At 60.1% G+C, this 25,428-nt stretch carries 25 protein-coding genes; 8 read left to right on the forward strand and 17 right to left on the reverse strand.

Annotated features, from left to right (window positions below; all coding sequences use genetic code 11):
* The first annotated feature begins 60 nt into the window (after positions 1–60).
* A complete protein-coding gene (locus tag IMW75_RS02120) occupies positions 61–1,461 on the forward strand; it encodes an aminoacyl-tRNA deacylase and HDOD domain-containing protein (protein ID WP_205891741.1) in 1,401 nt (466 codons plus the stop codon).
* 155 nt (positions 1,462–1,616) lie between these two features.
* Here IMW75_RS02120 and IMW75_RS02125 read toward each other — a convergent pair whose 3' ends face one another.
* The 4 genes from IMW75_RS02125 to IMW75_RS02140 all read right to left on the reverse strand — a co-directional run bounded on the left by IMW75_RS02125 (position 1,617) and on the right by IMW75_RS02140 (position 4,133).
* Positions 1,617–2,000 (reverse strand): hypothetical protein, encoded by a 384-nt coding sequence (locus IMW75_RS02125; RefSeq protein WP_045057817.1) that lies wholly within the window; start codon positions 1,998–2,000, stop codon positions 1,617–1,619.
* Between the two features lie 329 nt (positions 2,001–2,329).
* Positions 2,330–2,605, reverse strand: coding sequence for an HU family DNA-binding protein (locus IMW75_RS02130; protein WP_003195589.1), 276 nt, complete (start codon positions 2,603–2,605; stop codon positions 2,330–2,332).
* A gap of 192 nt (positions 2,606–2,797) precedes the next feature.
* On the reverse strand, positions 2,798–3,946 hold the full coding sequence (locus IMW75_RS02135) for an NAD(P)/FAD-dependent oxidoreductase (RefSeq protein WP_205891742.1): 1,149 nt from the start codon (positions 3,944–3,946) through the stop codon (positions 2,798–2,800).
* A gap of 19 nt (positions 3,947–3,965) precedes the next feature.
* Positions 3,966–4,133 carry a rubredoxin gene (locus tag IMW75_RS02140; protein ID WP_007954349.1) on the reverse strand — a complete coding sequence of 56 codons (168 nt, stop codon included), beginning with the start codon at positions 4,131–4,133 and terminating at the stop codon, positions 3,966–3,968.
* Positions 4,134–4,333: 200 nt separating this feature from the next.
* On the opposite strand from IMW75_RS02140, the gene IMW75_RS02145 reads away from it, so the two are divergent.
* Positions 4,334–4,897, forward strand: coding sequence for a chorismate lyase (locus IMW75_RS02145; RefSeq protein WP_205891743.1), 564 nt, complete (start codon positions 4,334–4,336; stop codon positions 4,895–4,897).
* On the forward strand, positions 4,897–5,787 hold the full coding sequence (gene ubiA, locus IMW75_RS02150) for a 4-hydroxybenzoate octaprenyltransferase (protein WP_205891744.1): 891 nt from the start codon (positions 4,897–4,899) through the stop codon (positions 5,785–5,787). Before IMW75_RS02145 ends, ubiA begins: the two co-directional genes overlap by 1 nt.
* A gap of 126 nt (positions 5,788–5,913) precedes the next feature.
* Here ubiA and IMW75_RS02155 read toward each other — a convergent pair whose 3' ends face one another.
* The gene (locus IMW75_RS02155) at positions 5,914–6,300 is read right to left on the reverse strand and encodes a COG4315 family predicted lipoprotein (protein WP_045057812.1); all 387 of its coding nucleotides are present in this window, start codon (positions 6,298–6,300) and stop codon (positions 5,914–5,916) included.
* Between the two features lie 152 nt (positions 6,301–6,452).
* On the opposite strand from IMW75_RS02155, the gene phoB reads away from it, so the two are divergent.
* From phoB to IMW75_RS02170, 3 genes are all read left to right on the forward strand, one after another.
* The gene (gene phoB / locus IMW75_RS02160) at positions 6,453–7,142 is read left to right on the forward strand and encodes a phosphate regulon transcriptional regulator PhoB (RefSeq protein WP_008150066.1); all 690 of its coding nucleotides are present in this window, start codon (positions 6,453–6,455) and stop codon (positions 7,140–7,142) included.
* A 101-nt stretch (positions 7,143–7,243) separates the two neighbouring features.
* Positions 7,244–8,566, forward strand: a complete 1,323-nt coding sequence (phoR, locus tag IMW75_RS02165; RefSeq protein ID WP_045057811.1) for a phosphate regulon sensor histidine kinase PhoR — start codon at positions 7,244–7,246, stop codon at positions 8,564–8,566.
* 123 nt (positions 8,567–8,689) lie between these two features.
* On the forward strand, positions 8,690–10,030 hold the full coding sequence (locus tag IMW75_RS02170) for a hemolysin family protein (protein ID WP_045057810.1): 1,341 nt from the start codon (positions 8,690–8,692) through the stop codon (positions 10,028–10,030).
* A gap of 115 nt (positions 10,031–10,145) precedes the next feature.
* On the opposite strand, the gene IMW75_RS02175 is transcribed toward IMW75_RS02170, so the two are convergent.
* The 8 genes from IMW75_RS02175 to IMW75_RS02210 form a co-directional block, all read right to left on the reverse strand.
* Positions 10,146–11,042, reverse strand: a complete 897-nt coding sequence (locus IMW75_RS02175) for a peptidoglycan DD-metalloendopeptidase family protein (RefSeq protein WP_045057809.1) — start codon at positions 11,040–11,042, stop codon at positions 10,146–10,148.
* A 165-nt stretch (positions 11,043–11,207) separates the two neighbouring features.
* Positions 11,208–12,107 carry a response regulator gene (locus IMW75_RS02180; RefSeq protein WP_045057808.1) on the reverse strand — a complete coding sequence of 300 codons (900 nt, stop codon included), beginning with the start codon at positions 12,105–12,107 and terminating at the stop codon, positions 11,208–11,210.
* A gap of 166 nt (positions 12,108–12,273) precedes the next feature.
* Entirely contained in the window at positions 12,274–13,035 is a 762-nt protein-coding gene (gene phoU, locus IMW75_RS02185) for a phosphate signaling complex protein PhoU (RefSeq protein WP_045057807.1), read from the reverse strand.
* A 70-nt stretch (positions 13,036–13,105) separates the two neighbouring features.
* Positions 13,106–13,939, reverse strand: a complete 834-nt coding sequence (gene pstB, locus IMW75_RS02190; RefSeq protein ID WP_045057806.1) for a phosphate ABC transporter ATP-binding protein PstB — start codon at positions 13,937–13,939, stop codon at positions 13,106–13,108.
* 185 nt (positions 13,940–14,124) lie between these two features.
* Entirely contained in the window at positions 14,125–15,795 is a 1,671-nt protein-coding gene (gene pstA, locus IMW75_RS02195; RefSeq protein ID WP_045057805.1) for a phosphate ABC transporter permease PstA, read from the reverse strand.
* Between the two features lie 15 nt (positions 15,796–15,810).
* Positions 15,811–18,093: an ABC transporter permease subunit gene (locus IMW75_RS02200; protein WP_205891745.1), complete on the reverse strand. Its 2,283-nt coding sequence runs from the start codon at positions 18,091–18,093 to the stop codon at positions 15,811–15,813.
* 257 nt (positions 18,094–18,350) lie between these two features.
* A complete protein-coding gene (locus IMW75_RS02205) occupies positions 18,351–19,349 on the reverse strand; it encodes a phosphate ABC transporter substrate-binding protein PstS (RefSeq protein WP_205891746.1) in 999 nt (332 codons plus the stop codon).
* A gap of 241 nt (positions 19,350–19,590) precedes the next feature.
* Positions 19,591–20,889 (reverse strand): MFS transporter, encoded by a 1,299-nt coding sequence (locus IMW75_RS02210; protein WP_205891747.1) that lies wholly within the window; start codon positions 20,887–20,889, stop codon positions 19,591–19,593.
* Positions 20,890–21,253: 364 nt separating this feature from the next.
* Here IMW75_RS02210 and IMW75_RS02215 point away from each other — a divergent pair, with 364 nt between their 5' ends.
* Positions 21,254–21,658, forward strand: coding sequence for an acyl-CoA thioesterase (locus tag IMW75_RS02215; protein ID WP_003176975.1), 405 nt, complete (start codon positions 21,254–21,256; stop codon positions 21,656–21,658).
* 70 nt (positions 21,659–21,728) lie between these two features.
* Complete coding sequence (locus IMW75_RS02220; RefSeq protein ID WP_205891748.1) at positions 21,729–22,628, forward strand: D-hexose-6-phosphate mutarotase; 900 nt, start codon at positions 21,729–21,731, stop codon at positions 22,626–22,628.
* A gap of 22 nt (positions 22,629–22,650) precedes the next feature.
* On the opposite strand, the gene IMW75_RS02225 is transcribed toward IMW75_RS02220, so the two are convergent.
* The 4 genes from IMW75_RS02225 to purE form a co-directional block, all read right to left on the reverse strand.
* The gene (locus IMW75_RS02225) at positions 22,651–23,187 is read right to left on the reverse strand and encodes a DUF3299 domain-containing protein (protein ID WP_205891749.1); all 537 of its coding nucleotides are present in this window, start codon (positions 23,185–23,187) and stop codon (positions 22,651–22,653) included.
* 87 nt (positions 23,188–23,274) lie between these two features.
* The gene (locus IMW75_RS02230; RefSeq protein WP_045057799.1) at positions 23,275–23,520 is read right to left on the reverse strand and encodes a GlsB/YeaQ/YmgE family stress response membrane protein; all 246 of its coding nucleotides are present in this window, start codon (positions 23,518–23,520) and stop codon (positions 23,275–23,277) included.
* A gap of 106 nt (positions 23,521–23,626) precedes the next feature.
* Positions 23,627–24,709 carry a 5-(carboxyamino)imidazole ribonucleotide synthase gene (locus tag IMW75_RS02235; protein ID WP_205891750.1) on the reverse strand — a complete coding sequence of 361 codons (1,083 nt, stop codon included), beginning with the start codon at positions 24,707–24,709 and terminating at the stop codon, positions 23,627–23,629.
* Positions 24,710–24,720: 11 nt separating this feature from the next.
* A complete protein-coding gene (purE, locus tag IMW75_RS02240; protein WP_017341565.1) occupies positions 24,721–25,212 on the reverse strand; it encodes a 5-(carboxyamino)imidazole ribonucleotide mutase in 492 nt (163 codons plus the stop codon).
* Positions 25,213–25,428: the final 216 nt, after the last annotated feature.

A 25,428-nucleotide genomic window follows, 5' to 3' on the forward strand; every position in this document is an offset into this window, starting at 1 on the left:
GACCACCGTGTTAAACATGATGGTTATACTCTTGCAACTGTTTGAGAACGGATCCAAACCATGATCGACGCTGCCCTCGCTCCCGAAACCCCGCACGCTACGTCTGCAGTTCGGCTGCTGCTGGGCAAGCTGGACATAGCCTTTGATGAAGTCCTCGACCACCACGGCCTGAATGCTGCGCGCAAAGTGCAGGCAGTGCTGCTGGACGATGCCGTCGGCTCGCTCATGGTGCTGTTCCCGCAAAGCCAGCTGCTGGACCTCAATCGCCTCGCCGAGCTCACCGGCCGCCGCCTCACTGCGGTTTCGCCTGAGCGCCTGGAGCGCCTGCTCGGTAAGCACAACCTGGGCCTGTTGCCCGGCCTGCCTTCGCTCACTGCGGCACCGTGCCTTTACGAAGACAGCTTGCTGCGCGAACCCAAGTTGCTGATCAATTCGGGCGTGCCGGGCTTGCTGCTGGAAATCGCCTGCGACGATTTCAAGACCCTGCTGAGCAAGGCCAGCGCCGCCCGCTTCGGTGAGGCACTAACCAGCATCCGTCCGAACCTCGACCGCCCCGACGACGACCGCGAGGAAATCACCCAGGCCGTCCAGGCCTTCACGGCGCGACGCATTCAGCAACGACTGGAAGCCACCATCGAGATCCCGCCGCTGGCTTCGACGGCACAAAAAATCATCAAGCTGCGGGTCGACCCCAACGCCACCATCGACGACATCACCAGCGTCGTAGAGACCGACCCGGCCCTGGCCGCGCAAGTCGTCAGTTGGGCAGCGTCGCCGTACTATGCCTCGCCGGGCAAGATTCGTTCAGTGGAAGACGCGATAGTGCGGGTGCTGGGTTTCGACCTGGTGATCAACCTGGCGCTGGGCCTGGCCCTGGGCAAAACCATGAGCCTGCCAAAGGATCACCCGCAACAAGCAACACCTTATTGGCAACAGTCGATCTACACCGCCGCCGTCATCGAAGGCCTGACCCGAGCCATGCCCCGCGCACAGCGCCCGGAAGCCGGCCTCACCTACCTGGCCGGCCTGCTGCACAACTTCGGCTATCTGCTGCTGGCGCACGTATTCCCGCCGCACTTCTCGCTGATCTGCCGCCACCTGGAAGTCAACCCGCATCTGTCCCACAGCTACATCGAGCAACACCTGCTGGGCATCACCCGCGAGCAAATCGGCGCCTGGCTGATGCGCTACTGGGACATGCCCGACGAACTGGCCACCGCCCTGCGCTTCCAGCATGACCCAAGCTACGACGGCGTCTACGCGGAGTACCCGAACCTGGTGTGCCTGGCCGTGCGCCTGCTGCGCAGCCGCGGCATCGGCTCGGGTCCGGTCGAGGAAATCCCCGACGCCCTGCTGGAACGTCTGGGCCTCAGCCGCGAGAAGGCCAATGATGTGACCAGTAAAGTGCTGGATGCGGAAGTGTTGTTGCGTGAACTGGCTTCGCAATTCGGCCAGCCCTGAAAGCGATCGCGAGCAAGCTTTGCTCCCACAGAGGGTGATCTCAATCCTGTGGGAGCACCCACAAAAGTGATCCCAATCCTGTGGGAGCAAGGCTTGCCCGCGATGGCCTCAACCCGGTCTGGAGTGTTTTTACTCTGCCGAGCTATCAATACGTCTCAAACCTTCGCTTTGGCTTTACGCGGCTTCAGGTACTTGGTCAAACCCTGGAACCAGATCACCAGCGCCGGGTTGCCCTTGATCTGGATCGACTTGTCCTGAATCCCCGTCATGAACGCCAATTGCTTGTTCTTCGCCTGCATTGTCGCGAAGCCATAGGCAGCGTCTTTAAATGCAATCGCAAACGCCGGCTCGGAGTACACACCGGACTTGCTGGTAATGCGCTGATCCTTCACGCGAAAGTGCCGGGCCACTTTGCCGTCCAGGGTCTGCAGCTGAAAGACCAGATCCTTGTCCCCCAACTGCTGTTGGAACGCAGGATTTTTCCTACTGGCCTTGGCCATCAACAAACCCAGCATCCACAGAAGAAAACGAAATTTCATGCGCACAGCCTCAAGAGAAAAATGAACGGCCGGCGCAGTGTAGCGGCTTCACCCAGGAACGCCACCATCGCGTAACTTTAGCGGAAGATGACCCTATTTTTGACGCCAATGACTACCAAGTCACCAACGAAAACCCCCTGTAGGAGCTGCCGAAGGCTGCGATCCTTTGATCTTAAGCCCCACAACTCTTTGGGCTTTTTCGATCTCTGAAACACAGACCGCCATGCCCACCACCACTCACCCGCGCCCCATAAAAAAAGGGCACCCGATCTAATCGGCATGCCCTTTTTCCAACGCCCCTCCCGGTTCACCCAAGGAGTTCGTCGCAATTACGGATTAACGCTGTCCTTCAACGACTTGCCTGGCTTGAACGCAACAGTATTGCTGGCCTTGATTTTGACTGGCTCACCGGTTTGCGGGTTTTTGCCGGTGCGGGCGCCGCGGTGGCGTTGCAGGAAGGTGCCGAAGCCCACCAGCGTCACGCTGTCCTTGCGGTGCAGAGCGCCGGTGATTTCTTCGAGAACGGCGTTGAGGACGCGGTTGGCCTGCTCTTTGGTGAGATCTGCTTTTTCAGCAATTGCGGCGGCGAGGTCTGGTTTACGCATTAGTGAAGCCCCTTTGACGGTTTTTTGTTGTTATGTCCGTGCTGTTCTCGTTGGAACAGCGCCAAAAGCGCCGCAGGTGCTCTACTCTGCGGCAGACGGGAGTGAGAATGGCACGCAGCGGGGTGCTGCGCCAGTCTCGGCGCGACGTTTGTGGGGGCAAAAGCGGGGTGATTCCGACAGAACGACCAGTATTTACGCCAGCAGTGCCGGAAGCTCTTTGTTCAGTGCCAGTTTTTCCATGACTGCCGCGCCTGTGAGGGCATAACCGAGCAGTTTTCCGCTGGCATCGCGGCACAGTGCCTTGATGTCTGCGCCCTGCCCTTCGACGGTCCAGAAGCCTTCCACACCGCGCGGTGGCGGGGATACGACCAAGGGGCAGACGGGGGTTTTGACAGTGATCGGCATCGCGCCATAGTTGACGGTCGTGGGATTGCCGGACAAGGTCTGGGCCAGTGCTCTGGCGCAGCTCATGAGGGGCATTACGTACAGCAGGTTCAGCCCATCGACCTCGGCGCAGTCGCCCAGGGCGTAGATGTTGGCGTGGGAGGTCTGCAGGTGGCGGTCGACGACTACGCCACGATTGACCTGCACGCCAGCCGCTGCGGCCAGGTCGATGCGCGGGCGCAAGCCGATGGCCGAGACCACCAGGTCGCAGGGAATCACCTGGCCATCGGACAGGTGCGCTTCCAGCCCGTCCGTCACGCGTTGCAGGCGGTTAAGCACAGGGCCGAGATGGAAGCGTGCACCGAGGCTTTCCAGGCCGGCTTGAACCGCAGCAGCGGCGGCGGGATGCAGCAAAGTGGGCATGACCTGTTCGCACGGGGCGACCAGTTGCACCTCGTAGCCACCGAGTATCAGGTCGTTGGCAAATTCGCAGCCGATCAGCCCGGCGCCCAGCAGCAATACCCGGCGCTTGCCGACAGCGGCTGCACGAAAGCGCGCGTAGTCTTCCAGGTCATTGATCGGGAACACGCAGTCTGCGGCATCCCCTTCGATGGGCACACGCACGGTTTCTGCGCCCCAGGCCAGCACCAGGTCGCGATAAATCACCGACTCTTCGCCGACCCACAGACGCTTGTGGCCCGGGTCGATGCCGCTGATGCGCGTGTGGGTGCGCACCTCGGCCTTCAACTGCTCGGCCATGGCGCCTGGCTCAGACATGCTCAGGCCATCGGCGTCCTTGTTTTTACCGAAGCCGGTGGAGAGCATCGGCTTGGAGTAGGAACGTCCGTCATCTGCGGTAATCAGCAGCAGCGGGGTTTCGCCATCGAGTTTGCGAAACTCCCGGGCCAGGTTGTAACCAGCCAGCCCGGTGCCTACGATCACGACAGGTGCGTTCATTCTCTACTCCCCTAATGTCTTAGTTGATTTCGATCATTTCGAAATCCATCTTGCCCACGCCGCAGTCGGGGCACAGCCAGTCTTCCGGCACGTCCTGCCACAGGGTGCCCGGCGCAATGCCGTCGTCCGGCCAGCCGTCGGCTTCGTTGTAGATCAGGCCGCAGACCACACATTGCCACTTTTTCATTCAGGTATTTCCTCAGGTTTCAGGCTTTTGCCGGCACGAACGGTCGATAGTTGCAGCACTGCCGTCCGGCTCAGGGCGTTTTGTACTGATCGAGCCCGACAGATGCAAGCCTGTTCGACGCAGCGCCATGCCCGATCAATCAAAATCGCCGAACGACATGGTAAGCTCGGCGCCTCATTTGCTGCCAATAATGACTCACCGTGCCGCACTCAATTATCCCCCGAACGGCCCCGCCCTGGCTCCCTCAAGGCCAGCTCGCTCCCCTCCCCGACGCATTTTCCCTCGACTGGCTGTTCGACGAAGGATCGTTGACCCGGCGCCTGACCCGTTTGTCGAATGACGCTTTCAGCGTCACGCCGCTGTTGGAAGGCTGGCAAGCGCTGCGCGCCGATGAATGCGCCGCGCTGGACCTGGCCGAAGGCAGCGAAGGCTGGGTGCGCGAGGTGTACCTGCGCGGTCACGGCGAGGCCTGGGTGTTTGCCCGCAGCGTGGCGTCGCGCAACGCGCTGCAGGGCGATGGATTGCACATGGACGAACTGGGCAGCCGCTCCCTGGGTGAGCTGCTGTTTTGCGACCAGGCGTTTCAGCGCCGTGCCATCGAGGTTTGTCACTATCCTGAGCAATGGCTACCTGAAGAGTGCCGGGCACCACAACTGTGGGGCCGCCGCTCGCGCTTCGACCGGGGGGCCCTGAGTGTGCTGGTGGCCGAAGTCTTTCTGCCAACCTTGTGGACCGCCGCCCGCGCTCATCCGGAGAACTGCTGATGTACCAGAGCCTGCTCAAGTCCCTGAACCGCCTGAATCCAAGGGCCTGGGATTTCATTCAGCTGACCCGCATGGATAAGCCCATCGGCATCTACCTGCTGCTGTGGCCGACGCTGTGGGCGTTATGGATTGCCGGCAAAGGTTCGCCGTCGCTGGCCAACATCGTGATTTTTGTCCTCGGAGTAGTGCTGACGCGTGCGGGTGGTTGCGTGATCAACGACTGGGCGGACCGCAAGGTCGATGGCCACGTCAAACGCACCGCACAACGCCCTCTGGCCGCCGGCAGAATCAGCTCAAAAGAGGCGCTGGTATTCTTTGCGCTGCTGATGGGTTTGAGTTTTCTGCTGGTGCTGTGCACCAACGCGCCGACGATCTGGCTATCGTTGGGTGGCCTGGCGCTGGCTTTTACCTACCCGTTCATGAAGCGTTACACCTACTACCCGCAAGTGGTGCTGGGCGCGGCATTTTCCTGGGGGATGCCGATGGCGTTCACCGCCGAGACCGGTGAGTTGCCAGCTGCGGCCTGGCTACTGTGGATCGCCAACCTGCTGTGGACCGTGGGATACGACACGTACTACGCCATGACCGATCGTGATGACGACCTGAAGATCGGCGTGAAATCCACTGCCATCCTGTTCGGCGAGGCGGACCGGGTGATCATCCTGACGCTGCAGGGCCTGGCGCTGGGCTGCCTGCTTCTGGCCGGGTCAAAATTCGAGCTGGGCGGCTGGTTCCACTTGGGATTGCTGGCGGCGGCGGGCTGTTTTGCCTGGGAGTTCTGGTACACCCGCAGCAAGGACCGCATGCGTTGCTTCAAGGCGTTCCTGCACAACCATTGGGCCGGGTTGGCGATTTTTATCGGCATCGTCCTGGATTATGCGTTGCGCTAACGAACACACGCCCCTTGCAGGACCGAGCTTGCTCGCGATGAACCCGAGATCGACGCGTGAACCCGGGAGAACACCGCGTCATCGGTCAAGTTTTTCGCGAGTAAGCTCGCTCCTACGGAAGATGGCTTACATCTTCGGCCCTTGGAGGACGTGCCACTTGTCCATTTTCTTGTCGCCAGTCATGTCTCCTGGCTTCTTGTCTTGAACGAAGTAGTACAGCGGTTTGCCGTCAAAGGCCCACTGCATCGTGCCGTCGTCACGGCTGATAACGGTCCATTTTCCTTCGGGCTTATCGGATTCGGTCGCTTTGAGCGGCGGCCAGTTTTCTGCGCACTTACCGGTACAGGCCGATTTGCCACCCGTGTCGTTATCGAAGGTGTACAACGTCATACCCTTATGGTCGACCAACATGCCGTCCTTGACCATGCCCGGGTCTGCCGCGAAGGCCATTGTCGGCAGCGATAGCGCTGCGCTAACCAATAGTGCCTTCCAGGATTGCGCGATGTGCTTCATGGAAACCTTCCTTTTGTGGTTGTCAGGATTCGGACTTAGAGCTTAGTCCAGGATCCCTGCGATCGCCGGGCGACTAAAATACTGTCACACGACTGCAATAATTCCGTTATCTAATGCGGCGCAAGACAGTTAAATGACAAGAGGATATACGCATGGTTGGCAGGAGCATTCTGATCGTCGACGACGAAGCGCCCATTCGCGAAATGATCGCCGTTGCGTTGGAAATGGCCGGCTATGACTGCCTGGAGGCTGAGAACTCCCAGCAGGCCCACGCCATCATCGTCGACCGCAAGCCGGACTTGATCCTGCTCGACTGGATGCTGCCGGGTACATCCGGCATTGAATTGGCCCGCCGCCTCAAGCGCGACGAGCTGACCGGGGACATCCCGATCATCATGCTCACCGCCAAGGGCGAAGAGGACAACAAGATCCAGGGGCTGGAGGTCGGGGCCGACGACTACATCACCAAACCGTTCTCCCCACGCGAGCTGGTAGCGCGGCTCAAAGCCGTGCTGCGCCGCGCCGGCCCGACCGATGGCGAGACGCCGATCGAAGTCGGTGGCCTGCTGCTGGACCCCATCAGCCACCGCGTGACCATCGACGGCAAGCCCGCCGAGATGGGCCCCACTGAGTACCGTCTGCTGCAATTCTTCATGACTCACCAGGAACGCGCCTACACCCGCGGCCAGTTGCTGGATCAGGTCTGGGGCGGCAACGTTTATGTCGAGGAACGCACTGTCGACGTGCACATCCGTCGCCTGCGCAAAGCCCTCGGCGATGCCTACGAAAATCTGGTACAAACCGTGCGTGGCACCGGTTACCGGTTTTCCACGAAGGCATAAAAGCAGCGGCAGGCATTAAGCTACAAGCGGCCAGCAGAAGCACAGCCGATCCCCTACTTGAAGCTTGCAGCTTGAAACTTGAGCTGCGCTAAGGACGCTCCGTGAATCAAAACTGGCATGGCACCCTGATTCGCCACATGCTTTTGCTGGTCACCGCCTGCCTGGTGATCGGCCTGATTACCGGCTACTACGGCTGGAGCCTGGCTGCAGGCCTGGCCCTGTACCTGGCCTGGACCCTCAAGCAGTTGCTGCGCCTGCACGAGTGGCTGCGCCTGCACAAACCCGATGAAGCACCACCCGACGGCTACGGCCTGTGGGGCGAAGTGTTCGACAGCATCTACCACCTGCAACGCCGCGACCAGCGCGTGCGGGGGCGCCTGCAAGCGGTGATCGACCGGGTTCAGGAATCCACGGCGGCCCTCAAGGACGCGGTGATCATGCTCGACACCGACGGCAACCTGGAATGGTGGAACCGCGCCGCCGAAACCCTGCTGGGCCTCAAGACCCCGCAAGACAGCGGCCAGCCCGTCACCAACCTGGTGCGCCATCCGCGCTTCAAGGAGTATTTCGAGCAGGACAGTTACTCCGAGCCGCTGGAAATCCCGTCGCCCACCAATGATCGGGTACGTATCCAGCTGTACATAACCCGCTACGGCAATAACGAGCACCTGATGCTGGTGCGCGACGTCACGCGCATTCATCAGCTGGAGCAGATGCGCAAAGACTTCATCGCCAACGTCTCCCACGAACTGCGCACACCGCTGACAGTGATCTGCGGTTACCTGGAGACGCTGCTGGATAACGTCGAAGACGTAAACCCGCGCTGGTCCCGTGCCTTGCAGCAGATGCAACAGCAAGGGGGGCGCATGCAGACGCTGCTCAATGACCTGCTGTTATTGGCCAAACTGGAAGCCACCGATTACCCGTCGGACAATGCACCGGTGGCTATCGACACTTTGCTGCAATCGATCAAAAGTGACGCACAGCAATTGTCCGGCCAGAAAAACCAGCACATCACCCTCGAAGCGGACCCGCAGATCCTGCTCAAGGGCAGCGAGGCGGAATTGCGCAGTGCGTTTTCGAACCTGGTGTTCAACGCCGTCAAATACACCCCGGCCGAAGGCAATATCCGCGTTCGCTGGTGGGGCGACGAACAGGGCGCGCACTTGAGCGTCCAGGATTCGGGCATCGGTATCGACAGCAAGCACCTGCCGCGCCTGACAGAGCGCTTTTACCGGGTCGATTCCAGCCGCAACTCCAATACAGGCGGCACAGGCCTTGGGCTCGCCATCGTCAAACACGTGCTGTTGCGCCACCGTGCACGGATGGAAATCAGTAGCGTACCCGGGCACGGCAGCACGTTTACCTGTCATTTCGCCCCGGCTCAGGTCAGCAAATCCCTGACCATCAACGCCGCCGACTGATACCGGCCAGCACGCGCCACTAGGCAATCGCCCAGTCAGCCGCTACATTGGCTGACTTGTGCCTGCCCTTCAGGTGCACAGCTGTCCCCTCTTTCGAATACACGGAACCCGCAAAACTCCATCATGGACCCATCCCCTGGCTTGACCCTCGCGACACTCTTCGCCGATTTCGGCATGATTCTTTTTGCTCTGATCCTGGTTTTGCTCAACGGTTTTTTCGTTGCAGCGGAATTCGCCATGGTCAAATTGCGCTCGACCCGGGTCGAAGCCATTGCAGAAAAGAACGGCTGGCGCGGACATATCCTGCGCACCGTTCACAGTCAGCTCGACGCGTACCTGTCGGCCTGCCAACTGGGTATCACCCTGGCATCCCTCGGCCTCGGCTGGGTCGGTGAGCCGGCGTTCGCGCATATCCTCGAACCGGTCCTGAGTGCCGTAGGCGTCGAGTCCGCCGAAGTGGTCAAGGGCGTGTCGTTCTTCACCGCGTTCTTCATCATCTCCTACCTGCACATCGTGGTCGGCGAGCTGGCTCCAAAATCCTGGGCCATCCGCAAACCCGAGCTGCTGTCGTTGTGGACTGCGGTGCCGCTGTACCTGTTCTACTGGGCCATGTACCCGGCCATCTACCTGCTGAACGCCAGCGCCAACGCCATCCTGCGCATCGCTGGCCAGGGTGAACCCGGCCCTCATCACGACCACCATTACAGCCGCGAAGAACTGAAGCTGATCCTGCACTCCAGCCGCGGTCAGGACCCAAGCGACCAGGGCATGCGCGTGCTGGCTTCGGCGGTGGAAATGGGCGAGCTGGAAGTGGTCGACTGGGCCAATTCCCGGGAAGACCTGGTGACGCTGGAGTTCAATGCGCCGCTCAAGGAAATCCTGGCGATGTTCCGTCGCCACAAGTTCAGCCGTTATCCGGTGTACGACAGTGATACACAGGAGTTCGTCGGACTGCTGCACATCAAGGACCTGCTGCTGGAACTGGCGGCACTGGACCATATTCCCGAGTCGTTCAACCTTGCTGAGCTGACCCGCCCCCTGGAACGCGTATCGCGCCATATGCCGCTGTCGCAGCTGCTGGAGCAGTTCCGCAAGGGTGGCTCGCACTTCGCACTGGTTGAGGAGGCCGACGGCAACATCATTGGCTACCTGACCATGGAAGACGTGCTGGAAGTGCTGGTGGGCGACATTCAGGACGAACACCGCAAGGCCGAACGCGGAATCCTCGCGTATCAACCGGGCAAGCTGCTGGTACGCGGCGATACACCGCTGTTCAAGGTGGAACGACTGCTGGGCATTGACCTGGACCACGTTGAAGCCGAAACCCTTGCCGGGCTGGTGTATGACAGCCTGAAGCGGGTGCCGGAAGAGGAGGAGGTCCTGGAAGTCGAAGGCCTGCGGATCATCATCAAGAAGATGAAAGGGCCGAAGATTGTGTTGGCCAAGGTGTTGATGCTCGATTAATTGCAATGCGGGGAACCGCATTGACCCCAAAAGATCGCAGCCTGCGGCAGCTCCTACAGGGAATCGCAATCCCATGTAGGAGCTGCCGCAGGCTGCGATCTTTTGCTTTCAGAACCTATTGCTTGCCCAACGCAAAGTTGGGCAACGCACCCACCGGCTGATTGAACTGGTACGGTATCGACACCAGCCCCATCCCGGTGTTGCGCTGTACCACAAAGTGCAGATGCGGCCCGCTGCTGTTGCCGGTATTGCCCGACAGCGCCAACGCAGTGCCCACCCCAACCCGCTGACCTTCCCGGACGCTGACCGAACCTTGCATCAGGTGCAGGTACACGCCCATGGTCCCGTCGTCGTGCAGCACCCGTACGAAGTTGCCTGATGGGTCGGTCCCCTGGCCGGCCTGGTTATTCTCGGTCTTCACCACCATCCCGCCTCGCGCCGCAATGATCGGCGTGCCTTCAGGCATGGCAATGTCCATGGCGTAGCGATTTTTCGCGCCGAAGTGACTGTATTGGCCGTTGGCACCCTGGCTCAGCCGAAACGGCCCACCCCGCCAGGGCAATGGGTAGCGATAAGCCAGGGCAGCCCCTGCAGGGTCGCCCAGGGAATATTTGAACGCCGGGGTATACACCAGCGGCTTTCCCGCCCGGGTGGCCGTGAGCAGCGCCAGGCGCAGGTTGCTGCGTGCCGGCAGCACCCGACGGATCGGGCGGCTCGGCGCACCGCTGACGTTCTTCAGACCGGCAAAACTCAATTCGATTTCGACCGGCGCGTACAGGTCATTGCGCACAAATACGCTATCAGCGCCCTGCTGTTTCTTGATGTCGAGGTACACCTGGCCTTCAAGGCGCTCGACCATGCGATCGCGGAAAACGAACACCTTGGCGCCTTTCGAGGGGCGGTCGCTGTAGGAGACCACGCCGTTGGCGTCCTTGGACTTGTAGATAGTCATGGCCACAACCGAGGTGGAGGCCAGGAAAAGACCACAGAAAAACAGCAAGCGCGCGAGCATGGGCAGAGGTTCTGTCGAGGAGAGTCCTGGGAGGGAGCCTAGCAGCTGCAATGGACCTGGGTAGGCGGCAGATGTTTCAAAATCGGCAGATCAATGGATGTGTGGTGAATCGGATGACGCCATCGCGAGCAGGCTCGCGATGGCGGCTTTCAGGCAACCAAGGATTTAAGCACCCGGCACAAAATGCTTCTGTACCGTACCACGTGCTATCAATCGCGATATGTAATCGAGCTTCTGAGCATCCTGGTCCACGAACCGGAAGGTCAGCTGCAACCACTCGCTGTCAGGCCTCGGTTCATAGGCGACGATGGCATGCAGGTAGCCGTTGAGACGCGCGATCTCGGCATTGTCGCCCTGCTCCAGGTCGAGCACGGCACTGTCGAGCACCTGCGGCAACGTGTCAGTACGCTTCACCACCAACAAGGCTTCCTTGAGGCTCAAGGCCTTGATCACGCACTGCTGGTTACCACTGGACAGGCGCAACTGCCCATGGCCGCGGCCTGCAGACGCAGACGGTGCAGCAGCGGCCTTGGGTGGCGAGTTGCTGATCAGGCCACGTGACGGCGTCGGAATCGCAGGCGCAGCAACCACGGTCGCCTGGCCACCGGTCAAGGCGTTGAGGGAGTCGTTGCCGAAGGCGGAGCTCATCTTCACCGGCGCGCTGCTCATCAACGCGTCGAGCTTGCCGACCTTGTTCAGGGCCTGCTTGACCTTGGTCAGTAACTGCTCGTTGTTGAAGGGCTTGCTGACGTAGCCGGAAACGCCTGCCTGGATCGCCTGGACAACGTTCTCCTTGTCGCCACGGCTGGTCACCATCACGAACGGCATGGTCTTGAGACGGTCCTGCTCGCGGCACCAGGTCAACAGTTCCAGGCCGGACATTTCCGGCATCTCCCAGTCACACAGGACCAGGTCGAATGTTTCCCTGGCCAGCAAGACCTGGGCCTTCCTGCCGTTGACGGCGTCCTCGATCCGAATGCCCGGAAAGTAATTGCGCAGGCATTTTTTCACCAGGTCACGAATGAATGACGCATCGTCCACGACCAAAACACTGACCTTACTCATCCATCACCCCTTCCAAAACCCCGGCAAGCTTAGCGCTTTGCTGATGGCACACTGCCATAAACTCTCAGTCACGCCGGGACTTTTCGTTCGCGGGGTGCTGCTTCGAATTCGTAAGCCACAAACAAAAACGCCCGACCAAAAGGCCGGGCGTTTCTCTTGGGCAAACTTACTTATCGTCAGCTACACCCGGAACATTAGCGGTTTCGCCACTTGTGCCTTCAACTTCTTCCTTCATGCGCTTCAAGCCCAGGTGACGCACATCGGTGCCGCGCACCAGATAGATCACCAGCTCGGAAATGTTGCGCGCGTGATCGCCGATTCGCTCCAGGGAACGCAGCACCCAGATGATGCTCAAGACCCGCGAGATAGAGCGCGGGTCTTCCATCATGTAGGTCGCCAGTTCACGCAGGGCGGTCTTGTATTCGCGATCGATGATCTTGTCGTACTGGGCTACCGACAATGCCAGGTCGGCATCGAAGCGGGCAAAAGCGTCCAGTGCGTCACGGACCATATTGCGCACCTGGTCGCCGATGTGACGCACTTCGACATAACCGCGCGGCGCTTCACCTTCTTCGCACAACTGAATGGCCCGGCGGGCGATCTTGGTCGCTTCGTCACCGATGCGCTCCAGGTCGATCACCGACTTGGAAATGCTGATGATCAAACGCAGGTCGGACGCCGCAGGTTGACGACGGGCCAGGATGCGCAGGCATTCTTCGTCGATGTTGCGTTCCATCTGGTTGATCTGGTCATCGATTTCGCGAACCTGCTGGGCCAGACCGGAATCGGCTTCGATCAGCGCGGTAACCGCGTCATTGACCTGCTTCTCGACCAGTCCGCCCATGGCCAGGAGGTGGCTGCGCACCTCCTCTAGCTCGGCGTTGAACTGCGCGGAGATGTGATGGGTAAGGCCTTCTTTACTAATCATGTTGGCGTCCTTGGAGCGTCCGGTAAGGTGCGGTGGACCGCAGCGTCAGTTCAGTGAACAACCACTATTGCTAGCCATAACGACCGGTAATGTAATCTTCGGTCTGCTTCTTCGCCGGATTGGTGAACAGGGTATCGGTGTCGCCGAATTCCACCAATTTGCCCATGTACATGAACGCTGTGTAGTCGGAGACCCGCGCGGCCTGTTGCATGTTGTGGGTCACGATGACGATGGTGAACTTCGATTTCAGCTCGTAGATCAGCTCTTCAACCTTCAGCGTGGAGATCGGGTCCAGAGCCGAACAGGGTTCGTCGAGCAGCAGCACTTCCGGCTCCACGGCGATGGTACGGGCAATCACCAGACGCTGCTGCTGACCACCGGAAAGGCCCAGTGCGGATTCGTGCAGGCGATCTTTTACCTCGTCCCACAAAGCCGCGCCCTTGAGCGCCCACTCCACGGCTTCATCAAGCACACGCTTCTTGTTGATGCCCTGGATGCGCAAGCCGTAGACCACGTTTTCGTAGATGGTCTTGGGGAACGGGTTCGGCTTCTGGAACACCATGCCCACGCGTCGACGCAGCTCTGCAACGTCTTCGCCTTTACGGTAGATGTTGTTGCCGTACAGGTTGATGGCGCCTTCCACACGGCAACCGTCGACCAGGTCGTTCATGCGATTGAAAGTACGCAGCAGCGTGGATTTGCCGCAGCCAGACGGGCCGATAAAGGCTGTGACGCGCTGTTTCGGGATGTTCATGCTGACGTCGAACAACGCCTGCTTGTCACCGTAGAACAGGCTCAGGCCAGGCACTTCGATAGCCACGGTTTCCTGCTCGAGGTTCAGGCTCTGTTTGTCGCGACCCAGGGCCGACATGTTGATGCCGTGGGTATGTGTTTCGTGTTGCATGGGAGGCTCCCTGTGCTAACAAATTCGGTTCGTTGAGCCACTGGCCTTGCCAATGGGTTACTGAAAATCTGTGGCTTGTGCCGATCCCTGGGGGAGCTGGCTTGCCAGCGATGCAGGCGGTGCGGTGTTTCAAGTTACACCGCAGTAATGCCATCGCTGGCAAGCCAGCTCCCACAGGGTTTGTCTTAGCTATCTAAAGCTTTGTATTTTTCGCGCAGGTGGTTACGGATATAGACCGCCGACAGGTTCAAGGTCGCAATCACCAGCACCAGCAGCAACGCCGTGGCGTAGACCAGTGGGCGTGCAGCTTCGACGTTCGGGCTCTGGAAGCCGACGTCGTAGATATGGAAGCCCAGGTGCATGATTTTCTGATCGAGGTGAAGGTACGGGTAGTTACCGTCCAGCGGCAGCGACGGCGCCAGTTTCACCACACCCACCAGCATCAGCGGCGCCACTTCACCCGCGGCACGGGCAACGGCGAGGATCATGCCGGTCATCATCGCCGGGCTGGCCATCGGCAGTACGATCTTCCACAGGGTTTCCGCCTTGGTCGCGCCGAGGGCCAGCGAGCCTTCGCGCACGGTGCGAGGAATCCGCGCCAGGCCTTCTTCAGTGGCCACAATCACCACCGGCACCGCCAGCAGCGCCAGGGTCAGGGATGCCCAGAGCAACCCCGGAGTACCGAAAGTCGGCGCCGGCAGGGCTTCAGGGAAAAACAACCGGTCAACCGAGCCACCCAGGACATAAACGAAGAAGCCCAGGCCGAATACGCCGTACACGATGGCCGGTACACCGGCCAGGTTGTTCACCGCGATGCGGATCAGCCGGGTCATGGTGTTCTGCTTGGCGTATTCACGCAGGTACACCGCAGCCAGTACGCCAAACGGCGTGACGATCATCGCCATGATCAACGTCATCATCACGGTGCCGAAAATCGCCGGGAAAATCCCGCCTTCGGTGTTCGCTTCACGCGGATCGTCGCTCAGGAATTCCCAGACCTTGCTGAAGTAGAAGCCGATCTTGGTCATGGTGCCCATGGCGTTCGGCTGGTAGGCGTGAACCACTTTGCCGATGCCGATTTCGATCTCCTTGCCGTTGGCATCGCGGGCCGTCAGGCTGTCGCGATTGAACTGGGCATGCAGGTCGGCCAGGCGCGCTTCGATGTCCTGATAACGGGCATTGAGCTCGGCGCGCTCGGACTCCATGTCCGCTTGCGCGGTAGCGTCCAGCTTGCCGTCCAGTTCCAGTTTGCGGCCATGCAGGCGAATGCGTTCCAGTCCGGCGTTGATCGCGCCAATGTCGGACTTCTCCAGGGTCTTGAGCTCGCTCGCCAGCCTGTTCACGCGCTCGACACGGGCCTGCAACTCAGGCCACGCCGCCTCGCCTTCGGCGATGACTTTGCCATCCTGCTTAACGTTGACCAGGTAGCCGTAGAAGTTGCCCCACTCGCGGCGTTCGATCGCCATCAGCTCCGGCGGCGTCTTCTGGTTAGTCAGCCACTCGCCGACGACCCAGGTGAAGTCATTGCCGTTCAAGTCACGGTTGCCGACCTTGATCAGCTCACGAGTCATGAACTCCGGACCCTGCTCGGGCACCGGCAGGCCAGCGCTTTTTAGGCGCTCACGGGGCACTTCTTCTTTCTGCACCACTTCGCCGATGACCAGGTGATTGGCCTGGCCAGGCACGTCGTAGCTGGCGTGGATCAAGTCCGCCGGCCAGAAGTGGCCCAGGCCGCGCACGGCGATCACGGCCAGCAAGCCGATCGTCATGATGACCGCGATGGACACCGCGCCACCGCTGATCCAGACGCCCGGGGCGCCGCTCTTGAACCATCCGTTCAGGGAGTTCTGTTTCACAGACTTCTACCTTTCTTAAAGCGACGAGTATTTCTTGCGCAGACGCTGACGAATCAGTTCCGCGAGGGTGTTCATAACGAAGGTGAACAGCAGCAGCACCAAGGCCGAGAGGAACAGCACGCGGTAGTGGCTGCCGCCAACTTCCGATTCGGGCATTTCCACCGCAACGTTGGCGGCCAGTGTGCGCAGGCCTTCGAACAGGTTCATTTCCATGACCGGGGTGTTACCGGTGGCCATCAGCACGATCATCGTTTCACCGACCGCACGCCCCATGCCGATCATCAGCGCCGAGAAAATCCCCGGGCTGGCGGTGAGGATCACCACACGAGTCATGGTTTGCCAAGGCGTGGCGCCGAGGGCCAGGGAACCGAGGGTCAGGCCGCGAGGCACGCTGAACACGGCGTCTTCGGCGATGGAATAGATGTTCGGGATGACCGCGAAACCCATGGCCAGGCCAACCACCAGGGCGTTGCGCTGGTCGTAGGTGATGCCCAGGTCGTGGGAGATCCACATGCGCATGTCGCCGCCGAAGAACCAGTTTTCCATGTACGGGCTCATGTACAAAGACAGCCAGCCCACGAACAGGATCACCGGGATCAGAATCGCGCTTTCCCAACCGTCCGGCACTTTCAGGCGCACGGATTCAGGCAGGCGACTGAAGACGAAACCCGCCACCAGAATGCCGATCGGCAGGAGCATCAACAGGCTGAAAATGCCCGGCAAGTGTCCTTCCACGTAGGGCGCCAGGAACAGGCCGGCGAAGAAGCCGAGGATCACCGTCGGCATTGCTTCCATCAGCTCGATCACCGGCTTGACCTTGCGGCGCAGGCTCGGCGCCATGAAGTAGGCGGTGTAGATCGCGGCCGCTACGGCGAGTGGCGCGGCCAGCAGCATGGCGTAGAAGGCGGCTTTGAGGGTACCGAACGTTAGCGGGGACAGGCTCAGCTTGGGTTCAAAATCGGTGTTGGCGGCGGTCGATTGCCAGACGTATTTAGGCTCGTCGTAGTTCTCGTACCAGACCTTGCTCCACAGTGCGCTCCAGGAAACTTCCGGGTGCGGGTTATCGAGCAGCAGCGGTTGAATCTTGCCGCCGGCCTCGACGATCACGCGGTTAGCCCGTGGTGACAGGCCAAAAATGCCCTGGCCGTCGACGACCTGATCCACCAGCAGGGTGCGGTGTGCGGTGCTGTGGAACACGCCGAGCTTGCCGGATGCATCCAGGGCGATGAAGCCTTTGCGACGCTCTTCGGCAGTGATCTCAACGATGGGCGTGGTGCCCATCTGGAAGGTGCGAATCTGTTTCAGGCGCTGTTCGCCATCCGGGTCGCGAGCCATGAACCACTGGGCCAGGCCACCCTTGGAATCGCCGAGGATCAGCGAGATACCGCCCACCAGCTGAGTGCTGGCGGTGATCTGCGCCTCGCCATCTTCAAGCAGCTTGTAACGACCGTTGAGGCTCTTGTCGCGCAGGCTGAACACGTCGGCCTGGGCACGCCCATTGATTACGTACAACCACTGCTGGCGCGGGTCGACGAAGATGTTTTTCACCGTCTCGGTCATCTGCGGCAGATCGATACGCTTCTGCTCGCTGGTGACTTCGCCGGTCATCATGTTTTCTTCGCGGGTCAGCGACAACACGTTGAGCTGCGCGCCCGTGGAGCCCACCAGCAACAGGGTCGAATCTGTGGCGTTGAGGCTGATATGCTCCAGCGCCCCGCCCGCTTCGTTCAACGCGATCGGGGTCTCGCCATACGGGTATTCAATGGCTGGCGAGATGGTCTTATTGCCGTCGGGATAGGTCACTTTGTAAGTGTGGCGGAACACCAAAGCCTGGCCGTTGGAAAAGCCGACCGCAACCAATGGGGAACCCGGCTGGTCTTCACCGATGGAAGTGACCTGGCTACCGGCCGGGACCGGCAGGTCGACACGACGCAGCTCTGCGCCGCTGTCGATGTCGAAAAACAACGCCTGGCCCTTGTCCGAAACCCGCATGGCCACCTTGTTCTGTTCTTCCAGGGAGATCATCAGCGGCTTGCCGGCGTCCTGCATCCAGGCGGGCGTGATCGAGTCCTTGGCCGTCAGGTCGGCGCCCTGGAACAGCGGCGCGACAACGTAGCCCAGGAAGAAGAAAATCAGCGTGATCGCCCCAAGCACGGCAAGGCCGCCAATGAGGACGTACCAACGCGTCAGGCGGTCTTTGAGCGCGCGCATACGGCGCTTGCGTTGCAACTCAGGCGTATTGAAATCAATTCGCTTGGGGGGATTTGTAGTCATTGTGGAATTGGCCAGATCATTCATTCGCACACCCTAGCGATCCTGTATGACAGAAAGATGACAGTGCAGTGACGCGACAAATCCGCCGCCTGTGGAAACTGGCAGCGGAGCGGGAATTGGAGGCGTGTGGGAAACCCTGTAGGAGCTGTCGAGTGCAACGAGGCTGCGATCTTTTGATCTTGCTGATAAAAGCCAGATCCAAAGATCGCAGCCTCGTTGCACTCGACAGCTCCTACACAGCTCCTGCACACGGAGCCCGGGGCTACCCCGGACTCAGGGTTTTACTTTTTTGCGACTTCAGCGCCTTCCTGCAGACCCAGGTCAGCCAGTGCTTTTGCAGCAACTTTGGCTGGCAGTGGGATGTAGCCGTCTTTCACTACAACTTCCTGGCCTTGCTTGGACAGAACCAGCTTCACGAACTCGGCTTCCAGCGGGGCCAGAGGCTTGTTCGGCGCCTTGTTGACGTACACGTAGAGGAAGCGCGACAGCGGGTATTTGCCGTTCAAGGCGTTTTCTTCGGTGTCTTCGATGAAGTCGGTGCTGCCTTTCTTGGCCAGTGCCACGGTCTTCACGCTGGCAGTCTTGTAGCCGATGCCCGAGTAACCGATGCCGTTCAGCGAGGAGCTGATGGACTGCACGACCGAAGCCGAACCAGGTTGTTCGTTGACATTCGGCTTGTAGTCGCCTTTACACAGGGCTTCTTCCTTGAAGTAGCCGTAGGTGCCCGATACCGAGTTACGACCGAACAACTGAACCGGCTTGTTCGCCAGGTCGCCGGTCACACCCAGGTCGCCCCAGGTTTTAACGTCGGCTTTACCACCGCACAGACGAGTCGACGAGAACACCGCGTCGACTTGTTCCATGGTCATGTGCTGGATTGGGTTGTCCTTGTGCACGAACACAGCCAAGGCGTCCACGGCAACCGGGATGGCGGTTGGCTTGTAGCCGTACTTGGTTTCAAAGGCCTGCAGCTCGTTGTCCTTCATCTTGCGGCTCATCGGGCCCAGGTTGGCGGTGCCTTCAGTCAGCGCAGGTGGCGCGGTGGAGGAACCAGCGGCCTGAATCTGGATGTTTACGTTCGGGTATTCTTTTTTGTAGTTCTCGGCCCACAAGGTCATGAGGTTGGCCAGAGTATCGGAGCCGACGCTGGACAGGTTGCCCGACACACCAGTGGTCTTGGTGTAGCTCGGGATAGCAGGGTCAACAGCGGCAACCGCGTTGGCAGTCGCAACGCCAGCAGCGACAAAAGTCATTGCCGCCATCAAACGCTTCAGTTTCATGCCTTACTCCTAGCAGATAGGGTGTGTTAAGTCGGGGCCAAGTATTAGCAGGCCGTGTGAACACTCTATGGCTGAAATATGACAATTGGATGAAAGGCCACCATTCGATGCCGGAAGGGAGACCCGCGTTGCCCGCATCGCGAGCAGGCTCACTCCCACAGCGGTTCTGACGTGATTACAGAGTCAGTGTGGGAGCGAGCCTGCTCGCGACGGGGTCGGCAAGATTGAAGAAGATTGCGCGCTAGCGCCCCTTCTTCCAGAGGTACCCACCCACCACTATCCCGACGCCACAAATGATCGCGACATAGTAGGCCGGGCCCATCGGGCTTTCCTTGAGCAGCAGGGTCACCACCATCGGCGTCAGGCCGCCGAAGATGGCGTAGGCCAGGTTGTAGGAAAACGACAGCCCGCTGAAGCGCACCACCGCCGGGAAGGCCTTGACCATCACGTAGGGCACCGCACCGATGGTGCCTACCAGCAAGCCGGTCAGGGCATACATCGGGAACAGCCAGTCGGGGTGGTTGAACAGGCTGTGATAGAAGGTCCACGAGCTGATCAGCAACGCGGCGCTGCCGAACACGAATACCCGACCTGCGCCAAAGCGGTCTGCTAGTGCGCCGGACGCAACACACCCCAGGCTCAGGAAGACGATGGCGAGGCTGTTGGCCTGCAAGGCGACGGTTGGCGCGAAATGGTAGACGGTCTGCAGCACGGTCGGGGTCATGAGAATGACGACGATGATGCCGGCAGACAGCAACCAGGTCAGCAGCATGGAAATCAGGATAGCGCCACGATGGTCACGCAACACGGCCTTGAGCGGCACTTCTTCGGCCAGCGCTTTGCGCAGTTGCAGCTCGGCAAATACCGGGGTCTCGTGCAGCCAGCGACGCAGGTAAACCGAGAACAGGCCAAACACACCCCCCAGCAGGAACGGGATACGCCAGGCGTAATCAGCGACATCGGTGGGGGTGTAAAGGCTGTTGATCGCGGTGGCGACCAATGAGCCCAGGAGGATGCCGGCGGTCAGGCCGCTGGTCAGGGTGCCGCAGGCGTAGCCGATGTGACGCTGGGGCACATGCTCGGAAACGAAAACCCACGCGCCGGGCACTTCCCCGCCGATAGCCGCGCCCTGGATGACCCGCATCAGCAGCAACAAAATCGGTGCCCACATGCCGATCTGCGCGTAGGTTGGCAGCAGACCCATGATCAGGGTCGGCACCGCCATCATGAAAATGCTCAAGGTAAACATTTTCTTGCGGCCCAGCAGGTCGCCGAAGTGCGCCATGACAATGCCGCCCAACGGGCGCGCCAGGTAACCGGCAGCGAAGATGCCGAAGGTCTGCATCAGCCGCAGCCACTCGGGCATGTCGGCCGGGAAGAACAGTTTGCCCACCACCGTGGCGAAAAATACGAAGATGATGAAGTCGTAGAATTCCAGCGCACCACCGAGGGCGGACAGCGACAGGGTCTTGTAGTCATTCCGAGTCAGCGGACGTGCGGGTTGTGTTGGCTGCGCGACGCTCGAGGGCGCTGTGGTCATGGCAAGGTTTCTCTTATAGTCGAATCTGCAACCTCAACAGCTCTGGCCGAGGCTTGGGCAGGTCCGGCACGATAGCAAATTGTTCGAAAAAGCACATGGATGTGCATATTTGACGGTCAAAATGAGAACCCGACGGTCGTCTCGGAGTCTACCGACCGATATACTCGCAATCCTGCAAGGATTTGACTGGGTTGCTGTGCGAAAACGCCTGCCGGGGTACATAGGCGATTTCGCAGAGTTTCCCTTTAGGCGCCTTTCGAAAAACGTGACGAACGTAGTATGTTCGGGGCTGAATCGTTTTTTCTTAGGACGGCTATTCACCTGAAGTACCAATGAAGACTCACGGGTCAGAGGCACCCCCGGCATGATAGAGCTCGAACAAGAAGATCCAATTCCGCAAGGCGACCTGGCCCTGCAAATCACTGCATTGCCGCGCGAAACCAACGGCTTCGGCGATATTTTCGGCGGTTGGCTGGTGGCGCAGATGGATTTGGCTGGCACTGCGATGGCCAGCAAGGTCGCGGGCGGTCGCGTAGCTACCGTGGCGATCGATCGCATGGCGTTCCTGGTACCTGTAGCGGTAGGCGCCCAGCTCTCCTTCTATACCCAGGCCCTGGAAATCGGCCGTAGCTCGATCCAGATGATGGTTGAGGTGTGGAGCGACGATCCGCTGTCCAGCGAATGGCGCAAGGTCACCGAAGCGGTGTTCGTGTTCGTTGCCATCGACGGCAGTGGGCGTACCCGTTCGGTTCCGTCCAGAGCTCGATAGCCCTAAAGCGTCAAACGCCGGGAGCGTTTTGCGGTCCATTGCAGCCCTGTTCCAGATTGAGAGTCGCCCCATGAGCACGCCCAACGTAGAAGCCATGAAACTGGATGACCTGAACTGCTGGCGCATCCGCCACGGTCAGGCCGAATTGCTGGTCGCCCAGCAAGGCGCGCAAATCCTCAGCTATCAGTTGGCCGGCCAACCGCCGCTGATCTGGCTCAACGACGAGGCAGTGTTCAACACCGGCAAGAGCATTCGTGCCGGTGTGCCCGTCTGCTGGCCATGGTTCGGCAATCTGGCGCGCAACCCGCAAAGCGTTCAGGCCATGCGTTCCAGCCAGGAGCCGGCGACGGCCCACGGGTTTGTCCGGGCGATGGACTGGGAGCTGGCCGGCATCGAGACCGAGGGTGAAACCCTGAAGGTCGAGTTCGCCCTGCCCTACCCCGATGGCGGCTTTCCAGGCTGGCGGCATGAAGTGGATCTGAAGCTGAGCATTCGCCTGGATGAGCAGCTGCACATCGGCCTGACCAGTCATAACCGCGGCAACTCAAGCGTCACGATCAGCCAGGCATTGCACAGCTATTTCGCGGTCAGCGATGTGCGCACTGTGCATATCGAGGGCCTGGATGGCTTGAACTACATCGAGACGCTGGATGACTGGAAAACCGTGAAGCAGATCGGTGACCTGCAGTTCACCGACGAGACTGATCGCATCTATCTCGATACGCCCCAAACGCTGAGCATTGTTGACCCGGCGTGGGAACGGCGGATCGAGCTGCGCAGCAGCGGTTCGCGCTCGGCGGTGATCTGGAATCCGTGGGTTGAGCGCGCGGCAGCGTTCAGCGACATGGCTGACGATGGCTGGCAGCGCATGCTGTGCATCGAGACGGCGAATGTGATGGACGATGTGGTGGTGCTGGCGCCGGGGTCGAGTCACACGCTTGGTGTGAGCATCGCCAGCAAGCCGCTTTAAAAGCATCGCTTTTACCGGACACCTACAAATCCGACTCCTGCACCACCCGCACCGTGGCCGCATCCAGGGCATACGCCGCATCAGCCAGGTCGTTAGTGACCTGCTCGACTTTCAGCGTGCCGGCGACCCACAGCGGCGTGTAGATATCATCCAGTTTCAAGCCTTTTGGGTAACGCACCAGCACCAGCTGATTGGGCGGCGGTGGTGGCACGTGGATGCAGGCGCCTGGATAGGGCACCAGGAAGAACAGCGTGCTGCGACCCTTGGCGTCGCTCTCCAGCGGCACCGGATAACCACCGATACGAATCTTTTTGTCGTTCATCGACGCTACGGTTTTGGTCGAATACATCACTGCGGGCAAGCCCTTGCTCTGCTTCATGCCACCTTTTTCGGTAAAGGTGCCATCGCCTTCGGGAGAGTCGTGATCGATTTCCGGCATGGCCTCGAGGGCCTTCTGGTCGGACTTGGGCATCAATTGCAGCCAGTCGGTTTCCGGCAGCTCACTGCCATGGACGAGGCCGGCGCCCAATAAAAGTACGGTCAACAGAATGCGGCGCATGGAGGTGCTCGGGTTTGGGGGAATGTTGGAACGCCGAGCATTCTAGCCCTCTCTGCACGCCGCGCAGAGAGGGCTTTGTCGCTTGAATCAGTTCTTTTTGATCAAGCCGTAGATCACCAGCAAAATCACGGCACCGACCAGCGCGCCCAGGAAACCTGCGCCTTCGCCGGCCTGGTAGAAGCCCAACGCCTGGCCGCCATAAGTGGCCGCCAGCGAACCGCCGATACCGAGCAAGATGGTCATGATCCAGCCCATGCTGTCATCGCCCGGTTTCAGGAAACGCGCCAGCAGGCCGACGATCAAGCCGATAAAGATGGTTCCAATAATTCCCATGACATTTCCCTCTGATTGAATGGCTATGCAGAAGACTAGTCAGACTTTCGCATACTGCCATCAGAGAACGGCGGGCCTTGAATGGTTCCGCCGCTGTCAGGTGAAACTATTCGGCGATGAGCGCTTCGACCTTGATGATCTGCTGCTCCAGCGTGGCCTTGTCGGCGCAGCGCAGGTTGGCATGACCGACCTTGCGACCAGCCTTGAACGCCTTGCCATAGTGATGCAGGTGGCAATCGGCGATGGCGATCACTCTCTCTACCGGCGGCACGACGCCGATGAAGTTGAGCATGGCGCTCTCACCGACCTTGGCCGTCGAGCCCAGCGGCAAGCCGGCAACGGCGCGCAGATGGTTCTCGAACTGGCTGCACTCGGCGCCTTCCGTCGTCCAGTGTCCGGAGTTGTGAACGCGAGGGGCGATTTCGTTGGCCTTGAGACCACCGTCAACCTCGAAGAACTCGAACGCCATCACGCCCACATAATCCAGGTGTTTGAGCACGCGGCTTGAGTAATCTTCGGCCAGGCCCTGCAGGGGGTGATCGGTACTGGCCACGGACAGCTTCAAGATGCCGCTGTCATGAGTGTTGTGCACCAGCGGGTAGAACCTGGTTTCGCCATCGCGAGCGCGCACGGCAATCAGCGAAACTTCCCCGGTAAAAGGTACAAAGCCTTCCAGCAGGCAGGCCACGCTGCCCAGTTCGGCAAACGTACCTGCTACATCTTCGGGTTTGCGCAGGACTTTCTGACCCTTGCCGTCGTAACCCAGGGTACGGGTTTTCAACACGGCAGGCAGGCCGATAGACGCCACTGCGGCGTCCAGGTCGGCTTGCGACTGGATGTCGGCGAACGCTGGCGTCGGTATCTCCAGGTCCTTGAACATGCTCTTCTCGAACCAGCGATCACGCGCGATTCGCAGGGCTTCGGCGCTCGGGTACACCGGAACGAACTGTGAGAGAAATGCGACGGTTTCCGCCGGTACGCTCTCGAATTCGAAAGTCACCAGATCGACTTCATCTGCCAGCTGGCGCAGGTGATCCTGATCGCCATAATCGGCCTGCAGATGCTCGCCCAACGCGGCTGCGCAAGCATCCGGCGCAGGGTCCAGGAAAGCGAAGTTCATACCCAGCGGGGTGCCCGCCAACGCCAACATGCGACCCAACTGGCCGCCACCGATTACACCGATCTTCATCGTCAACAACCTCAGGCGATGCGTGGGTCTGGATTTTCCAGGACGCTGTCTGTCTGCTCAGCGCGGAATGTTTTCAGCACCGCGTGGAACTGCGGGTGCTTGGCGCCCAGGATGCTTGCCGAGAGCAAGGCTGCGTTGATTGCACCGGCCTTGCCGATGGCTAGCGTGGCGACCGGAATGCCCGCAGGCATCTGCACGATGGACAGCAGCGAGTCGACGCCCGAAAGCATGGACGACTGCACCGGCACGCCCAGCACTGGCAGGTGGGTCTTGGCCGCACACATGCCTGGCAGGTGCGCCGCGCCGCCGGCACCGGCGATAATCACCTCGATGCCACGCGCCTCGGCCTCTTCGGCATACTGGAACAGCAGGTCCGGGGTACGGTGGGCAGAGACCACTTTCACCTCGTAAGGAATGCCGAGCTTTTCCAGCATATCGGCGGTGTGGCTAAGGGTGGACCAATCGGACTTGGAGCCCATGATCACGCCAACCAGTGCACTCATCGTCGTGCCTCTTCTCTCTGGGCGCCCGCAGGCGCGTCAAAAAACAACAAGCCACGCGGGAAATCCGGCGTGGCTTGTTGTACGAATTCAGGCCGGTCGAACCGGCCAAAGGCCGCGCAGTATACCGTAATGAAGCAGATAAACAGCCCCCGAAACGACCATCTGTCCTACGGCGCAAAGTGCCGGTTTTATTGACCTGAAGGTCAGCCAACAAGA

This window comes from Pseudomonas gregormendelii, from assembly GCF_017114825.1.
Lineage (GTDB): Bacteria > Pseudomonadota > Gammaproteobacteria > Pseudomonadales > Pseudomonadaceae > Aquipseudomonas > Aquipseudomonas gregormendelii.

Excerpts from the sequence above, each read along its gene's own strand:
- IMW75_RS02120 (WP_205891741.1), top strand. The coding sequence starts at position 61 with ATGATCGACGCTGCCCTCGCTCCCGAAACCCCGCACGCTACGTCTGCA.
- IMW75_RS02220 (WP_205891748.1), top strand. The coding sequence starts at position 21,729 with ATGAGCACGCCCAACGTAGAAGCCATGAAACTGGATGACCTGAACTGC.
- IMW75_RS02125 (WP_045057817.1), bottom strand. The coding sequence starts at position 2,000 with ATGAAATTTCGTTTTCTTCTGTGGATGCTGGGTTTGTTGATGGCCAAG.
- IMW75_RS02210 (WP_205891747.1), bottom strand. The coding sequence starts at position 20,889 with ATGACCACAGCGCCCTCGAGCGTCGCGCAGCCAACACAACCCGCACGT.
- IMW75_RS02135 (WP_205891742.1), bottom strand. The coding sequence starts at position 3,946 with ATGAACGCACCTGTCGTGATCGTAGGCACCGGGCTGGCTGGTTACAAC.
- IMW75_RS02215 (WP_003176975.1), top strand. The coding sequence starts at position 21,254 with ATGATAGAGCTCGAACAAGAAGATCCAATTCCGCAAGGCGACCTGGCC.
- IMW75_RS02130 (WP_003195589.1), bottom strand. The coding sequence starts at position 2,605 with ATGCGTAAACCAGACCTCGCCGCCGCAATTGCTGAAAAAGCAGATCTC.
- IMW75_RS02225 (WP_205891749.1), bottom strand. The coding sequence starts at position 23,187 with ATGCGCCGCATTCTGTTGACCGTACTTTTATTGGGCGCCGGCCTCGTC.
- IMW75_RS02205 (WP_205891746.1), bottom strand. The coding sequence starts at position 19,349 with ATGAAACTGAAGCGTTTGATGGCGGCAATGACTTTTGTCGCTGCTGGC.
- pstB (WP_045057806.1), bottom strand. The coding sequence starts at position 13,939 with ATGCAACACGAAACACATACCCACGGCATCAACATGTCGGCCCTGGGT.
- IMW75_RS02200 (WP_205891745.1), bottom strand. The coding sequence starts at position 18,093 with ATGAATGATCTGGCCAATTCCACAATGACTACAAATCCCCCCAAGCGA.
- IMW75_RS02170 (WP_045057810.1), top strand. The coding sequence starts at position 8,690 with ATGGACCCATCCCCTGGCTTGACCCTCGCGACACTCTTCGCCGATTTC.
- ubiA (WP_205891744.1), top strand. The coding sequence starts at position 4,897 with ATGTACCAGAGCCTGCTCAAGTCCCTGAACCGCCTGAATCCAAGGGCC.
- IMW75_RS02180 (WP_045057808.1), bottom strand. The coding sequence starts at position 12,107 with ATGAGTAAGGTCAGTGTTTTGGTCGTGGACGATGCGTCATTCATTCGT.
- IMW75_RS02155 (WP_045057812.1), bottom strand. The coding sequence starts at position 6,300 with ATGAAGCACATCGCGCAATCCTGGAAGGCACTATTGGTTAGCGCAGCG.
- phoB (WP_008150066.1), top strand. The coding sequence starts at position 6,453 with ATGGTTGGCAGGAGCATTCTGATCGTCGACGACGAAGCGCCCATTCGC.
- IMW75_RS02140 (WP_007954349.1), bottom strand. The coding sequence starts at position 4,133 with ATGAAAAAGTGGCAATGTGTGGTCTGCGGCCTGATCTACAACGAAGCC.
- purE (WP_017341565.1), bottom strand. The coding sequence starts at position 25,212 with ATGAGTGCACTGGTTGGCGTGATCATGGGCTCCAAGTCCGATTGGTCC.
- IMW75_RS02230 (WP_045057799.1), bottom strand. The coding sequence starts at position 23,520 with ATGGGAATTATTGGAACCATCTTTATCGGCTTGATCGTCGGCCTGCTG.
- phoU (WP_045057807.1), bottom strand. The coding sequence starts at position 13,035 with ATGATTAGTAAAGAAGGCCTTACCCATCACATCTCCGCGCAGTTCAAC.
- IMW75_RS02235 (WP_205891750.1), bottom strand. The coding sequence starts at position 24,709 with ATGAAGATCGGTGTAATCGGTGGCGGCCAGTTGGGTCGCATGTTGGCG.
- IMW75_RS02175 (WP_045057809.1), bottom strand. The coding sequence starts at position 11,042 with ATGCTCGCGCGCTTGCTGTTTTTCTGTGGTCTTTTCCTGGCCTCCACC.